The organism is Citrobacter sp. CK202 (genome assembly GCF_030333225.1).
Classification (GTDB): domain Bacteria; phylum Pseudomonadota; class Gammaproteobacteria; order Enterobacterales; family Enterobacteriaceae; genus Citrobacter_B; species Citrobacter_B koseri.
This window is the reverse complement of sequence record NZ_JAOWGI010000024.1, coordinates 118,553-133,562: the sequence shown is the minus strand read 5'-3', so window position 1 is coordinate 133,562 and position 15,010 is coordinate 118,553. Positions and strand designations below refer to the sequence as shown.

Sequence of the window (15,010 nt, the reverse complement as noted above, 5' to 3'; positions counted from 1 at the left end):
TTAATACTTAACCGACGCTGTGTTCAAGGCTGATTGCCAGCAGTTTTTGCGCTTCAACGGCAAATTCCAGCGGCAGTTCAGAGAAGACGTCTTTACAGAAGCCATTAACAATCATCGAGATGGCATCCTCTTCGCTGATGCCGCGTTGCAGGCAGTAAAAGAGCTGATCTTCACCGATCCGCGACGTCGTCGCCTCGTGCTCAAGCTGGGCGCTGTTATTACGACACTCGACATACGGGAAGGTGTGCGCGCCGCAGTCCGCGCCAATCAGCATTGAGTCGCACTGGGTAAAGTTACGGGCGTTGGTTGCCGTCGGCATGATCTTCACCAGCCCGCGATAGCTGTTCTGGCTATTCCCGGCGGAGATCCCTTTTGAAATAATGGTCGATTTGGTGTTCTTACCGATGTGGATCATTTTGGTGCCGGTGTCGGCCTGCTGATGACCGCTGGTCAGCGCCACAGAGTAAAACTCACCGATGGAGTTATCGCCGCGCAGAATGCAGCTCGGGTATTTCCAGGTGATGGCCGATCCCGTTTCGGACTGCGTCCACGACATCTTGCTGTTTTCACCTTCGCACAGCGCGCGCTTGGTGACGAAGTTCAGTATCCCGCCGGTGTTGTTATCGCCGGGGAACCAGTTTTGCACGGTGGAATATTTTACTTCGGCATCTTTGTGGATGATCACCTCTACCACCGCCGCGTGCAGCTGGTAGCTGTCGCGCACTGGCGCAGAACACCCTTCGATGTAGCTGACGTAGCTGCCCTCATCCGCCACCAGAATGGTGCGTTCGAACTGCCCTGTTTTTTCCGCGTTGATTCGGAAATAGGTTGACAGCTCCATCGGGCAACGAACGCCTTTCGGCACATAAATGAAGGTGCCGTCAGACGCTACCGCAGCGTTCAGCGCAGCAAAAAAGTTGTCATTACCCGGCACCACGGTGCCCAGATATTTCTTCACCAGCTCAGGGTGATCGTGAATCGCCTCGCCAAACGAACAGAAGATGATGCCCTGTTCCGCCAGCTTTTCCCGGTAGGTAGTGGCAACGGAAACGGAGTCGAAAATGGCATCCACCGCCACCTCTTTACCCTCACGTACCGGTACGCCAAGCTGTTCGAAGGCGTCTTCCACCTCTTTGCTGAGAAACGCATTCGCACCGGTTTGCTGTACGGCACCCGGTTCTGACGCGCACGTCTCATCGCAGTTACCGCACGATGGCGCAGAGTAATAACTGTAATCCTGATAATTCAGCTTATCGTAGTGCGCTTTCAGCCAGTGCGGCTCTTCCATCTCAAGCCAGGCTTTGTACGCATTAAGGCGAAACTCCAGCATCCACTCCGGCTCATTTCTCTTGGTGGAAATCGCACGCACGACCTCTTCGCTGATGCCTTTTGCCAGCTCGTCAGTCTGTAACTGGGTGAAGAAGCCTTCTTTATAATTCAGTGGACCACCGGTCCAGGTTTTGACATCGTCAGTTGCTTCAGTATTACGAGACATAGTACCGCCTATACCCCGAAGCTTTCGCCACAGCCGCATTCGTTCTGGGCTTTCGGGTTATGAAATTTAAATAACTGGTTTAATCCTTCGCGCACATAATCGACCTCTGTCCCGTCAATAAACGGCATGGCCTGAAGCGGCACGTACAACCTCGCGCCCTCCGTTTCAAACAACAGATCGTCCTTTTCCGGCTCGCTGACGGTATCCAGCACGTAACCAAATCCCGCGCACCCCGTCTGCTTCACGCCTAAACGCACGCCAAGCATGCCGGGTTGCTTCGCAACCAGGTCACGAATATGCGCCGCCGCCTCAGGCGTTAGCGTCAGACCACGCCATGCAAAATCGTCTGGATTAAATGTTCCTGAATGCAATTCCATAGGTCCACCTCGTGTAATAAGCCACCAGGGCATAACACCATGTTAGTGATAATGATTATCACTTCAACCCTCTGACAGAAGGGTCATTCGGGTTAACCGCCCTTTTTGACCACTTTTACTAAGCATAGACCTTGTTACGAGGGTTATCAGTGATGGATTATTTTATTCAATACATTGATAGATAAAGCATTTAAGAAGAGTAAACAGCGCGGCAGGTTAAAAAATTAAATATGTATCGAAAATGCCTATTTTTGAGATAGGGTTATCAATAAAAATGGGGGGCAAAAGCGGACGATGACGGTGCTAAACAATAGCTCAAACAGCCGTCGGATTAGCAAATCCACTAACGTGAAAAAGAAAGAACGGAGTAATTAACAACGAACGATCGGTATTGTATGAATAACACCGATCGTTCGTTGCCCCACCCGGCGCTTATCTCCGGCACTCATTTCAGGCTTAGCTCTTGAAGGGGTGTAAGAATATTCTCATAAGTTTGCATCGCGTATTTAACAGATCTTGCTTTCTGCACAATTTTTATACGCTTTATGCTGCGTCAGGAACAGGCTTCACCGTCGCGCATCGCGCCCTGCACCGCCTCAAGAAACAGGCGTAGCGCGGCGGGCTGATGCTCACGGGAAAGGTATAACCCGTATACGGCCAATTGCCGCGGTTGTAGATGGGGCAACAAACGAACCAGTTTCTCCTGCGCCAGCCCCTCTCGCGCCTCTTTTTCCGGCACCAGCGCAATCCCCATCCCTGCCAGCGCCGCTTCACACAAAAGTGAAGAGATTCCGGCGCTCAGGTTGCCCTTGATCGCAACAGAGAGCGGTTCTCCCTGCTCATCCAGAAAATGCCAGGATTTTCCAGCAAATCCGCTGTAATAGAGGCAATTGTGTTGCGCCAGCGCCTCCGGCGTCTGCGGTGTGCCATAGCGATGCAGATAGTCAGGAGACGCGCAGAGCACAGACTCACAGTCACCAAGCCGACGCGCAATTGTCCCTGGCTCAGGGTTATCGGTAATGCGTATCGCCACATCAATACGCTCCCCCACTAAACTGACAGGCTGATTATTAATCTCCACTTCAATGCGCAATTCAGGGTAACGCGCTAAAAAAGCGGGCAGCATCGGGGCAAGAATATGCATCGCGGTGAAATGGGCGCAGGCGACGCGCAACGTGCCGGACGGCACCTCTCGCCCGGTCGCCCTCGCAATATCCAGGGAAAGCCGCGCCAGCGTTCGCGTTTTCATCAACGCGTCTTCTCCGGCAGGCGTGATCGTCAGGCGGCGCGACGAACGATGAATAAGTCTGGCTCCGGCCCATTTCTCCATTTCATCCAGATAACGGCTCACCATCGGCCTGGAGATCCCTAATGCGCGCGCAGCCGCGCTCAGGCTACCCAAATCGCAGATATGGTTAAACACCGTTGCCGCCATCACTCTGTCCATAACCTTCCATCCGATCGTTTTATGAAACTCAGCATGTCCTGATAGGGGAATTTTAACAGATCGAGATTTGCTTAAAATAAGCCACGTAAATAAATCAACATCATCTGCCGATAAGGTCACTCAGAATGAAAATCAAAACGCTGGCACTTCTGCTGTCGCTGACTAGCGCGCCATTGTTCGCCGCCCCGCTGCAACTCGACGTTTATAATCCGCAGGAAAACGCGATTTTCCCGGTCTCTTCCACGCTGGTCTCTGGCCCTAAAGAAGCCATTTTATTCGACGCGCAGTTCAGTACCAAAGACGGGGAAAAGCTGGTCGAAATGATTAAAAAGAGCGGCAAGTCGCTGAAAGCCATCGTGATTACCTCCGGCGATCCAGATTTCTATTTTGGTCTGGAACCGATTGTAAAAGCCTTCCCGAACGTGAAAGTTCTGGCAACGCCGCATGTGGTGGAACACATTCGCGCAACGAAAGACGCCAAACTGCAATACTGGGGCCCGCAAATGAAAGATGGCGCGCCAGCGGCGCTCACCATCCCGCAGGCAACTACCGAGACACAATTTACGATTGATGGGGAAACGCTGGAACTGCGTCACCCGAACGATTACGCCGCTTACGTCTGGGTCCCGGCAAACCGCGCAATACTTGGCGGAACGGGAATCGCATCCGGTATCCATGTCTGGACGGCGGATACCCAGTCTCCTGAGCAGCGTGCGGCCTGGCGTCATGTGTTGACAGAGATGCACAGTTTGCAGCCGACCCAGGTGATTCCGGGTCACTATATCGGTGAACGTCCAGCAGGCGACGCCGCTATACGCTTCACGCAGGATTACCTGCAATCCTTTGAGCAAGCGCTTGAGGCGAAAAAAGGGTCAGAGTATGTCATCAAAACGATGACCGCCGCCTGGCCTGGCCTCGCTGACGAAAGTTCCCTGACGCTGAGCGCGAAAGTGAATACCGGTGAAATGAAGTGGTAAACCGCCGCTCATAGCCAAAAAATAACCCCGGCAGAGCGTGTCGGGGTTTTCTGTTGGTGTTAATTCACCGAGCGATAAAACAGTGCGGAATCAATGAACGCCCAGACGCCAGGCAAAGTAAATCTCTTCTTTTAGCTCAGAGGAAGAGAGCGTGAGTAAATCGGCAAATTCCAGCTCTAATTGTTTTAAGCGCTTCAAATACTGGGCTGGAGAAAGCTCGGTTTTATCACGGCGTAAAAATTCAATTGCCAGTTGGGTTGGGTCTAAATCGGTAGACATATCATCCTCGCTTATGTTCAAAACGTGCACAGTATAACACTTTTTTCTGCACACATTTTGACCAAAAGCAGTCTGCGATAAAGATATTTTGTGACAACGTCACACAACGGCGGTTGTCAGACGTGAAGAACAGCACAGCCGTCCCTGCTCATCAAAAATATCGATCTGCCAGACCTGATGACGAGAGCCGGTATGCAGCGCTTTGCACACCCCTCTGACGCGCCCTTCACGCGCTGAGCGAACGTGGTTGGCATTCACCTCCAGCCCCACGACTTTCTGTTCGCCCTGCGTGCACAGATAGCCCGCAACCGAGCCGATACTTTCAGCCAGCACAACGGACGCGCCGCCGTGTAGCAGACCAAAAGGTTGCTTTGTACGGCTATCCACCGGCATCGTTGCTTCCAGCGTATCGTCGCTAATATGCTCAAAGCGAATATCCAGTAGCCCCACCATGTTCCCTTCGCCCAGAGCGTTCAGCGCTTCGAGCGTGACTTTACGTTTCCAGATCATCCAATAATCTCCAGTAGTGCCTGTAACGGATGGCGAACCCCGGTGCCTTCAACGCGTTTTACCTGGCTGCGGCAAGAGTAACCGGTCGCCAGGCAACGATTGCGCGGCAGTCGCGCCATCGCCTGTTGCCACGACAGCGCATAGATCCCCAGCGAATTTTCATGATTTTTCACTTCATGGCCGTAAGTACCCGCCATGCCGCAGCAGCCTACGCTGACGCTCTCCAGCTTCGCCCCTAAGCGTGCAAAAATGGCCGCCCACTGCGCCGGTGCGCCAGGCAATGCCGTCACTTCGGTACAATGCCCAAAGAAATACCAGGGCTCACCGCTCACGGCAAGAGGCTGTCGGGACGCCAGCACCGTCGGCAGCCACTCATTCACCAGCTGTACGTGGAAATCACCACGCTGTTCGCCGAGGGTTTGTTTGTATTCATCACGATAGCAAAGCACCAGCGCCGGGTCGACACCGACCATCGGGATACGCAACTGCGCCACCCGATTGAGAAATTCGGCCGTTTTCTTCGCCGTCTTCGCAAATCGGTTAAGGAACCCTTTGATGTGCTGGGCCTTGCCATTTGGCGAGAACGGCAGCAATACAGGCTGAATGCCGAGCTTTTCCACCAGCCGGATAAAATCCGCCACCACCTGCGCATCGTAGTAACTGGTAAACGGGTCCTGCACCACCAGCACCGTACGCTCTTTTTGCTCCTGGCTCAGGAGTTCAAGCTGCTCCAGCGTCATATTGGCGGAACGGTGCCCGACCATTTGCTGTTGCAGCGACGGCGTCGAAAGTAGCGGCAAATCCACCATGCCGATATGTTTCTTCGCGAGGTTTCGCACCAACGGCTGATTGAGAAAGAAGTTAAAGGTTTTCGGCGCCCGCGCCATTAATGGCGCATAGCTTTCGACCGTCGCCACCATATGATCGCGCAGCGGACGCAGGTAGCGCGTGTGATAAAGCGCCAGGAAGCGTGAGCGGAACTCCGGCACGTCTATTTTAATCGGACATTGTGTCGAGCAGGCTTTGCACGCCAGGCAACCCGACATCGCCTCCTTCACCTCATGGGAGAAATCATATTCGCCTTTACGAGCGTGCCAGCTGTTGCGGGTACGGGCAATTAACGTCCGCAGACTGGCGCGTTTTTCCGGCAGATCTTTTTCCAGCTGTAGCGGATCAACCCCACGGTCGGCCAGCAGGCGCAACCATTCACGCACCAGCGTCGCACGCCCTTTGGGAGAGTGAATGCGATTCAGGCTGATTTTCATTGACGGGCACATCGGACTTTTGGCGTCAAAGTTGAAGCACAGGCCATTGCCGTTACACTCCATCGCCCCGCGCCAGACCTGACGCACCGCCAGTGGAATCTGCCGATCGTAAGTACCGCGTTTCACCGCATCGACCTTCATCATCGGCGCATCAATGCCTTCCGGCGGACAAATTTTTCCGGGGTTCAGGCGGTTTTGCGGGTCGAACGCCGCCTTCACTTTGCGTAGTTCGCCATAAAGCTGCTCGCCAAAAAACGCCGGGCTATATTCAGCGCGAAAACCTTTACCGTGCTCGCCCCACAGCAGACCGCCATATTTCGCGGTGAGCGCCACCACATCATCGGAAAGACTCTTCATCAGAATTTCCTGTTGCGGATCGCACATATCCAGCGCGGGTCTGACGTGCAGCACCCCGGCATCAACATGCCCGAACATGCCATAACTTAAGCCATGACCGTCGAGCAGCGCGCGGAATTCAGCAATATAGTCGGCCAGATGTTCCGGCGGCACGCAGGTATCTTCCGCAAACGGAATCGGTTTGGCCGCGCCTTTGGCATTACCCAACAGACCAACCGCTTTTTTCCGCATGGCATAGATACGCTCCACGCCCGCCAGCTCCGCGCACAGCTGCCAGCCGATCACTCCGGCTTCCTGGCGATCAATCAGCTCATCCAGACGCTGGCACAACGCGCTCACCTGAGCATCAATAGCCGCTTCGTCATCCCCGGCGAACTCGACGATGTTCAGGCCCAGCATCTCTTTATCAGGCACATCGGTAATCAGCTCACTGACGGAATGCCAGACGATGTCCTCCCTCGCCAGATTAAGCACTTTAGAATCGACGGTTTCCACCGAGAGCGCCCGCGCCTCGACCATAAAGGGCGCGTTACGCAACGCGGAATCAAAAGAGTCATATTTGACGTTCACCAGACGGCGAACTTTAGGCAGCGGAGTAATATCCAGACGCGCTTCCGTGATAAACGCCAGCGTGCCTTCAGAACCGGTCAGCACGCGCGTTAAGTCGAACTCCGTCATCTCATCGTTAAAGACATGGCGTAAGTCGTAGCCCGTTAAGAAGCGGTTGAGTCTGGGAAACTTATCAATAATCAGCTGTCGGTTTTCCCGACAACGCTGGTATACGGTGTTATAGATGCGACCGATCGCGGTGTTGCTTTTACCGAGCGTTTCCGCAAGTTCGACCGGCATTGCCTGGGTATCCAGAATATCGCCACCCAGCAGTACCGCGCGAACGCCCAGCACATGATCGGATGTTTTACCGTAAACTAACGACCCCTGACCGGACGCATCGGTATTGATCATCCCCCCGAGGGTCGCACGGTTGCTGGTCGAAAGCTCCGGGGCAAAGAAATAGCCATACGGCTTCAGATACTGATTGAGTTGATCTTTGATCACCCCGGCTTCGACCCGCACCCAGCCCTCTTCCGGGTTAATTTCAATAATGCGGCTCATATAGCGGGACATATCAACGATAATGCCCTGGTTCAGCGCCTGACCATTGGTGCCGGTGCCGCCGCCGCGCGGGGTAAAAATCAATGAGGCGAAGCGCGACTCTGCCGCCAGACGGGCGATAAGCGCCACATCCGCCGTTGAACGCGGGAAAACCACAGCATCAGGAAGAAGCTGATAGATACTGTTATCTGTCGACATTGTCAGACGATCGGCGTAATTCGTTGCCGTATCGCCGGTAAACCCTTGCTGCTCCAGCGCCTGCAAAAAATTGAGCACCAGCTGAACGACGCCAGGTGCCTGAGAAATCTGTGGAATCATTATAGTGACCCTTTCCTGCGGTCTGTATTGTGAATTTAATCGTTTGCGTGTTGCTCTGTTTGTTGTATCACATTTTTTTCTTACACGCCCAGCAGAATTACAGGCAGAATCCGCCTGTTAAAAACCGCTGAAATTGCTCATCATTATGGGGTAAGGTTCGCGTGTTCGCGTCGCGTCAACGTTCTGACGCACAGAAAAGGTGAAAAGGTATTTATGGTAAATCTTCGTCAGCCCAGGGATATCGCGCAAGTGCTGCTGTCGGTGCTGTTTTTAGCCATCATGATCGTGGCCTGCTTGTGGATTGTGCGTCCCTTTGTCCTTGGTTTTGCATGGGCGGGAACGATCGTTATTGCGACCTGGCCCGTTTTGTTACGTTTACAGAAAATACTCTGGGGCCGCCGTTCTCTGGCCGTTCTGGTTATGACGCTATTGTTGGTTCTGCTGTTCATTATTCCCATCGCCCTGCTGGTCAACAGCATCGTGGACGGTAGCGGCCCGCTCATCCACGCCGTCACCGCCGGCGACATGACGTTGCCCGACCTGGCCTGGTTAAACAGTATTCCGCTGATTGGCGCCAAATTGTATGCCGGGTGGCACAACCTGCTGGATATGGGCGGCACGGCGATCATGGCGAAAGTGCGTCCTTATATTGGCACCACCACGACCTGGTTTGTGGGTCAGGCCGCGCATATCGGTCGCTTTATGATGCACTGTGGTCTGATGCTGCTGTTCAGCGCCCTGCTGTACTGGCGCGGCGAACAGGTGGCATTGGGCATCCGCCACTTCGCCAGTCGTCTGGCCGCGAAACGCGGCGATGCCGCCGTGCTGCTGGCGGCTCAGGCCATCCGCGCCGTTGCATTGGGTGTGGTTGTCACCGCGCTGGTTCAGGCAATTCTCGGCGGGATTGGCCTCGCCATTTCCGGCGTGCCTTACGCAACGCTGCTGACGGTCGTCATGATCCTCTCCTGCCTGGTGCAACTGGGGCCGTTACCGGTGTTAATCCCGGCAATCATTTGGCTGTACTGGACGGGCGATACGACCTGGGGCACGGTGCTGCTGGTGTGGAGCTGCGTGGTCGGTACGCTGGATAACGTGATTCGCCCGGTATTGATTCGTATGGGCGCTGACCTGCCGCTGATCCTGATTCTCTCTGGCGTTATCGGCGGGCTGATTGCCTTTGGAATGATCGGTCTGTTTATCGGTCCGGTATTGCTGGCGGTTTCCTGGCGTCTGTTCTCCGCATGGGTGCATGAAGTGCCCGCGCCGGGAAACGACCCTGACGAACTCCTCGAAGAACTGGAGGAGATTGAGGACAGCCATAAATAACCCCCATCGGCCGATCGACGCATTCGGTCGGCCGATACTTTAGCATTGCTCATCAATTAGCATCCTGACCAACCTGCCTTATGGCGTAATCCTCCTTACGTAATTCATTTACGTCGCAAATTCTTCATAGTTTTTAAACTATTGGGACGAATCTGATCGACGCAAAAAATCTCCACGCCTACTATTAGAGCACGGTTATAAATCAACGCCTTGATTTATAAGCATGGAAATCCCCTGAGTGAAACAACGAATTGCTGTGTGTAGTCTTTGCCCATCTCCCACGATGGGCCTTTTTTTAAGTGCCTGCCCTCACACCCCTTTTCTCCACCGCCAACAATTCTGATATGCCCACGCATAACGTCGGGTGTGATAGCGCGTATCGCAAAAAAAACGGCTCCTTTTTACGGGAGCCGTTGCGGATTAGAATCAGCGCTGACGCTTATTTTTTCAGTTCAGCCAGACTCAACCAGGTCTGTACGACGGTGTCCGGGTTCAGCGACAGGCTGTCGATTCCCTCTTCCATCAGCCAGGCGGCGAAGTCCTCGTGATCGGACGGCCCCTGACCACAGATGCCGACATACTTGCCTTGTTTCTTCGCCGCGCGGATCGCCATCGACAGCAGCGCTTTCACCGCCTCGTTACGCTCATCGAACAGTTCAGAAACCACGCCGGAGTCGCGATCCAGACCCAGCGCCAGCTGCGTCATGTCGTTAGAACCAATCGAGAAGCCGTCAAAGTGCTCCAGGAATTGTTCAGCCAGCAGGGCATTGGACGGAATCTCACACATCATGATGATCTTCAGCCCGTTCTCACCCCGCTTCAGCCCCTGACGCGCCAGCTCGTCAACTACCGCTTTCGCCTGCTCAACGGTACGTACGAACGGGATCATGATCTCCACGTTGGTCAGTCCCATATCGTTGCGCACGCGTTTCACCGCTTCACATTCCAGCGCGAAGCAATCGCGGAAGCTGTCGGAGACATAGCGACCGGCGCCACGGAAGCCCAGCATCGGGTTCTCTTCATCGGGTTCGTAACGCTCGCCGCCCACCAGGTTGGCGTATTCATTCGATTTGAAATCCGACAGGCGCACGATAACGCGTTTCGGATAAAATGCCGCGCCCAGCGTCGCAATGCCCTCTGTCAGACGACCGACATAGAACTCACGCGGTGAATCGAAGCCTTTCATCATCTCGCGGATTTCGTTTTGCAGTTTCGCGTCCTGGTCATCAAATTCCAGCAGTGCGCGAGGATGCACGCCAATCATTCGGTTGATAATAAATTCGAGACGCGCCAGGCCAACGCCTTCATTCGGCAGGCAGGCGAAGTCAAAGGCGCGATCCGGGTTACCGACGTTCATCATGACTTTCAACGGCAGATCGGGCATGGTGTCCACGCTTGAACTTTTGACGCTGAAGTCGAGCAGGTCTGCGTAGACATAGCCGGTATCGCCTTCGGCGCAAGAAACGGTGACGTTTTCATCATCCTTCATGCGTTCCGTCGCGTCGCCGCAGCCGACAACCGCCGGAATACCCAGTTCACGGGCAATAATGGCCGCGTGGCAGGTACGACCGCCACGGTTGGTCACGATGGCCGCTGCTTTCTTCATGATCGGTTCCCAGTCCGGGTCGGTCATGTCAGTCACCAGCACGTCGCCAGGCTGGATACGGTTCATTTCGCTAATGTCGTGAATGACTTTAACCGCCCCCGCGCCAATGCGATGTCCGATGGCGCGGCCTTCCGCGACCACTTTCCCCTGCGCATGCAGCGTGTAGCGCTCCATTACCTGACCACGAGAACGGACGGTTTCCGGGCGAGCCTGTACAATAAACAGTTTGCCGGTATGGCCGTCTTTCGCCCATTCGATATCCATCGGGCGACCGTAGTGTTTCTCAATCTGTACGGCCTGTTTCGCCAGTTCCTGCACTTCTTCGTTGGTCAGCGAAAAGATGTCGCGCTGTTCCTGCGGCACATCTTCAATTTTGACCTGCTTGCCGTGCTCCTGGGTTGGCGCGTAAACCATTCGGATTTTTTTCGACCCCATCGTGCGACGAACGATCGCCGGGCGATTCGCCGCCAGCGTCGGTTTATGCACGTAGAATTCATCCGGGTTGACTGCGCCCTGCACTACCATCTCGCCCAGACCCCAGGCTGAAGTGATAAACACCACCTGATCGAAACCGGACTCGGTATCAATAGAGAACATAACCCCGGACGAGGCTAGGTCGGAGCGCACCATCCGCTGTACGCCAGCGGAGAGCGCGACGCCGCGATGGTCATACCCCTGGTGAACGCGATAAGAGATAGCACGGTCATTAAACAGCGAGGCAAAAACATGTTTCACCGCCACCAGCACCGCATCGAAACCCTGCACGTTGAGGAAGGTTTCCTGCTGGCCGGCGAAAGAGGCATCCGGCATATCTTCAGCCGTTGCGGACGAGCGCACGGCGAAAGACGCCTGCACATCATCCGCAGAGAGCTGTGCATAGGCATCGCGAATAGCGTTTTCCAGCTCTGGCTGGAAAGGAGTGTCGATAATCCACTGGCGGATCTGCGCGCCGGCCTTCGCCAGCGCGGTGACATCGTCAATATCCGTTTGATCCAGCAGTTCATAAATACGCTGGTTTACGCCGCTTTGATCCAGAAACTGGTTAAACGCATCGGCGGTCGTTGCAAAACCATTCGGTACGGAAACACCCATACCGGAAAGGTTAGTAATCATTTCACCCAGGGAGGCATTTTTGCCCCCAACTCTGTCTACATCATTCATGCCGAGTTGGTTATACCAAAGCACCAGCGGTGACGAGCCATTGTTGGACATCGAACAATCCTTTTGTGATAAATGAACGAGTTTAGAAACTACATTATTGCGTATTTATCTTTGCATATTTAAACCCCTGAAAAAAACGGTGAATCGTTCAAGCAGATTTATTTTTTATTTTTTCAGATTGTTTACGCATTTGCGCAAACCCGCGGGCGACGGGCGATCTCCCCAAAAACTGTCGGTATAAACATAAGTTCCGAAAAATGAAATGCACTTTTCACTTAATATAAAAATAGCGTTTCATTTTATAAAATAAGCATCGTGATATACGCTTCTGGCAAATTTTAATTTATGCTTTCAGATAATTATGTTTGCTCCTCAGGATAAACAAAATGGATAATGTTGTTGATCGCCATGTTTTTTATATTTCCGATGGTACGGCCATCACCGCCGAGGTTTTGGGTCATGCGGTGATGTCGCAATTCCCTGTGACCATCAGCAGCATTACGCTGCCGTTCGTTGAAAACGAGAGTCGCGCCAGGGCCGTGAAAGATCAGATCGACGCGATTTATCAGCAAACTGGCGTGCGTCCGCTGGTGTTCTATTCGATTGTTCTGCCGGAAATTCGCGCCATCATCTTACAAAGCGAAGGGTTCTGTCAGGACATCGTGCAGGCGCTGGTGGCGCCGCTACAGCAGGAAATGAAGCTCGACCCAACGCCAATCGCGCATCGCACCCACGGGCTTAACCCCGGGAACCTCAACAAGTATGACGCGCGTATCGCGGCAATCGACTATACCCTTGCGCACGACGATGGGATCTCCTTGCGCAATCTGGATCAGGCGCAGGTGATCCTGCTGGGGGTTTCACGCTGCGGAAAAACGCCGACCAGCCTCTATCTGGCGATGCAGTTTGGCATCCGGGCGGCGAACTACCCCTTTATTGCTGACGATATGGATAACCTGGTGTTGCCCACGTCGCTTAAACCGCTACAGCATAAGCTTTTTGGCCTGACCATTGACCCGGAACGCCTGGCGGCAATCCGTGAGGAACGCCGTGAAAACAGCCGCTACGCATCGCTACGCCAGTGCCGGATGGAGGTTGCGGAAGTTGAAGCGCTCTATCGTAAAAATCAGATCCCTTGCCTGAACAGTACTAACTATTCGGTAGAAGAAATTGCCACCAAGATTCTCGACATCATGGGGCTGAATCGTCGAATGTACTAACAAACTAGTTCAAGAGTTCAATTTTTTGCTATCATGCCGCTCTGCTTGCGAGGTGTGAAACGCCTCGCATTTGAAATCAGCAGGTGAAGGTTGAAGTGTGTTATTGTGATGCCCATCACTTCCCGGTAGTCCTGCCGTTGAAGCAACAAATTTCTGAGACTTGTAATGAACAGAACCGACGAACTGCGTACCGCGCGTATTGACAGCCTGGTCACCCCTGCTGAGCTAGCGCTACGTCATCCTGTATCATCCTCCGTCGCCAGCCACGTTACTGACTCCCGACGCCGGATTGAAAAAATATTAAATGGTGAGGATCGCCGCCTGCTGGTGATCATCGGCCCCTGCTCGATTCACGATCTGGACGCTGCGATGGAATACGCAACGCGCTTGCAAACGTTGCGCAACACGCATCAGGCGCGTCTGGAAATCGTTATGCGCACCTATTTTGAAAAACCGCGCACGGTTGTGGGCTGGAAAGGCCTCATCTCCGATCCCGATTTAAATGGCAGTTACCGCGTAAATCATGGCCTCGAACTGGCGCGCAAGCTGCTGTTGCAGGTCAATGAGCTGGGTGTCCCCACCGCCACCGAATTTCTCGACATGGTCACCGGCCAGTTTATTGCCGATTTGATCAGCTGGGGCGCCATTGGCGCGCGCACGACGGAAAGCCAGATTCACCGTGAAATGGCTTCCGCGCTCTCCTGCCCGGTTGGGTTTAAAAACGGGACAGATGGCAACACGCGCATCGCCGTTGATGCGATTCGCGCGTCGCGCGCCAGCCATATGTTCCTCTCGCCGGATAAAACAGGCCAGATGACGATTTATCAGACCAGCGGGAACCCGTACGGCCATATCATCATGCGCGGCGGTAAAAAACCGAATTACCACGCGGAAGACATCGCTGCCGCCTGCGATACGCTGCATGAGTTTAGTCTGCCGGAACACCTGGTGGTGGACTTCAGCCACGGTAACTGCCAGAAGCAGCATCGCCGCCAGTTAGAGGTTTGTGATGATATCTGCCAGCAAATCCGTAACGGTTCTACCGCAATTGCCGGGATCATGGCCGAAAGTTTCCTGCGTGAAGGTACGCAGAAAATCGTCAGCGGTCAGCCGCTGGTGTACGGTCAGTCCATTACCGACCCTTGCCTGAACTGGGAAGATACTGAATTACTGTTAGAAAAACTTGCCTCAGCGGTTGATAGCCGTTTTTGACATCATGCCCATCCTCGCGGGGATGGGCGCGCTTCTTTCCCCTCCACGCATTCCCCACTCGCCTGATTTGCTACCAGAATTAACACTTGCTGTCGCTATACACAATATTGATAATAATAATCATTGTTAAACTGATTATTATTAATTAGCGATATGCCACATATGGACGACATTGAGTTACTTCATTTTAAGGAAAGAGACAGCGTGCCCCCTTCCCCTGCTGCCGAGCGGCGTATCAGCAGCCAGACATTGCTAGGCCCTGAAGGCAAAGTCATCATCGATCATGACGGCCAGGAATACCTGCTGCGCAAGACGCAGGCAGGTAAGTTGCTGTTGACCAAGTAGCA

The 15,010-nt window shown here is 53.7% G+C and carries 12 protein-coding genes and 1 other RNA gene; 6 read left to right on the top strand and 7 right to left on the bottom strand.

All coding sequences use genetic code 11. The features are described 5' to 3' along the window. Positions 1-7: 7 nt before the first annotated feature. The 3 genes from sufB to OGX84_RS08865 all read right to left on the bottom strand — a co-directional run bounded on the left by sufB (position 8) and on the right by OGX84_RS08865 (position 3,319). Complete coding sequence (gene sufB, locus OGX84_RS08875; RefSeq protein ID WP_049011809.1) at positions 8-1,495, bottom strand: Fe-S cluster assembly protein SufB; 1,488 nt, start codon at positions 1,493-1,495, stop codon at positions 8-10. Between the two features lie 8 nt (positions 1,496-1,503). Next, on the bottom strand, positions 1,504-1,872 hold the full coding sequence (sufA, locus tag OGX84_RS08870; protein ID WP_012132586.1) for a Fe-S cluster assembly scaffold SufA: 369 nt from the start codon (positions 1,870-1,872) through the stop codon (positions 1,504-1,506). 553 nt (positions 1,873-2,425) lie between these two features. After that, the gene (locus tag OGX84_RS08865; RefSeq protein ID WP_286457850.1) at positions 2,426-3,319 is read right to left on the bottom strand and encodes a LysR family transcriptional regulator; all 894 of its coding nucleotides are present in this window, start codon (positions 3,317-3,319) and stop codon (positions 2,426-2,428) included. A 125-nt stretch (positions 3,320-3,444) separates the two neighbouring features. Here OGX84_RS08865 and OGX84_RS08860 point away from each other — a divergent pair, with 125 nt between their 5' ends. After that, a complete protein-coding gene (locus OGX84_RS08860; protein ID WP_012132588.1) occupies positions 3,445-4,296 on the top strand; it encodes a Vmh family MBL fold metallo-hydrolase in 852 nt (283 codons plus the stop codon). 90 nt (positions 4,297-4,386) lie between these two features. Here the strand turns inward: OGX84_RS08860 and OGX84_RS08855 are convergent, their stop codons facing one another. The 3 genes from OGX84_RS08855 to ydiJ form a co-directional block, all read right to left on the bottom strand. Then, positions 4,387-4,575 (bottom strand): YdiH family protein, encoded by a 189-nt coding sequence (locus tag OGX84_RS08855; protein ID WP_024130379.1) that lies wholly within the window; start codon positions 4,573-4,575, stop codon positions 4,387-4,389. A 99-nt stretch (positions 4,576-4,674) separates the two neighbouring features. Then, the gene (gene menI, locus OGX84_RS08850; protein ID WP_012132590.1) at positions 4,675-5,085 is read right to left on the bottom strand and encodes a 1,4-dihydroxy-2-naphthoyl-CoA hydrolase; all 411 of its coding nucleotides are present in this window, start codon (positions 5,083-5,085) and stop codon (positions 4,675-4,677) included. After that, complete coding sequence (gene ydiJ / locus OGX84_RS08845) at positions 5,082-8,138, bottom strand: D-2-hydroxyglutarate dehydrogenase YdiJ (protein WP_112002393.1); 3,057 nt, start codon at positions 8,136-8,138, stop codon at positions 5,082-5,084. The genes menI and ydiJ overlap by 4 nt, the downstream gene beginning before the upstream one ends. Positions 8,139-8,351: 213 nt before the next feature. Here ydiJ and ydiK point away from each other — a divergent pair, with 213 nt between their 5' ends. Together ydiK and rprA are read left to right on the top strand one after the other, a co-directional pair. Continuing rightward, positions 8,352-9,464 carry an AI-2E family transporter YdiK gene (ydiK, locus tag OGX84_RS08840; protein WP_112002392.1) on the top strand — a complete coding sequence of 371 codons (1,113 nt, stop codon included), beginning with the start codon at positions 8,352-8,354 and terminating at the stop codon, positions 9,462-9,464. Positions 9,465-9,655: 191 nt separating this feature from the next. Beyond that, positions 9,656-9,763, top strand: an RNA gene (rprA, locus tag OGX84_RS08835) — antisense sRNA RprA. Positions 9,764-9,903: 140 nt separating this feature from the next. Here rprA and ppsA read toward each other — a convergent pair. After that, positions 9,904-12,282, bottom strand: a complete 2,379-nt coding sequence (gene ppsA, locus OGX84_RS08830) for a phosphoenolpyruvate synthase (RefSeq protein ID WP_112002391.1) — start codon at positions 12,280-12,282, stop codon at positions 9,904-9,906. Positions 12,283-12,617: 335 nt separating this feature from the next. On the opposite strand from ppsA, the gene ppsR reads away from it, so the two are divergent. The 3 genes from ppsR (at position 12,618) to hemP (ending at position 15,008) form a co-directional block, all read left to right on the top strand. Beyond that, on the top strand, positions 12,618-13,451 hold the full coding sequence (gene ppsR, locus OGX84_RS08825; RefSeq protein WP_012132595.1) for a posphoenolpyruvate synthetase regulatory kinase/phosphorylase PpsR: 834 nt from the start codon (positions 12,618-12,620) through the stop codon (positions 13,449-13,451). Positions 13,452-13,616: 165 nt separating this feature from the next. Further along, entirely contained in the window at positions 13,617-14,663 is a 1,047-nt protein-coding gene (gene aroH / locus OGX84_RS08820) for a 3-deoxy-7-phosphoheptulonate synthase AroH (RefSeq protein WP_112002390.1), read from the top strand. Positions 14,664-14,816: 153 nt separating this feature from the next. Beyond that, a complete protein-coding gene (gene hemP, locus OGX84_RS08815) occupies positions 14,817-15,008 on the top strand; it encodes a hemin uptake protein HemP (protein WP_047457344.1) in 192 nt (63 codons plus the stop codon). Positions 15,009-15,010: the final 2 nt, after the last annotated feature.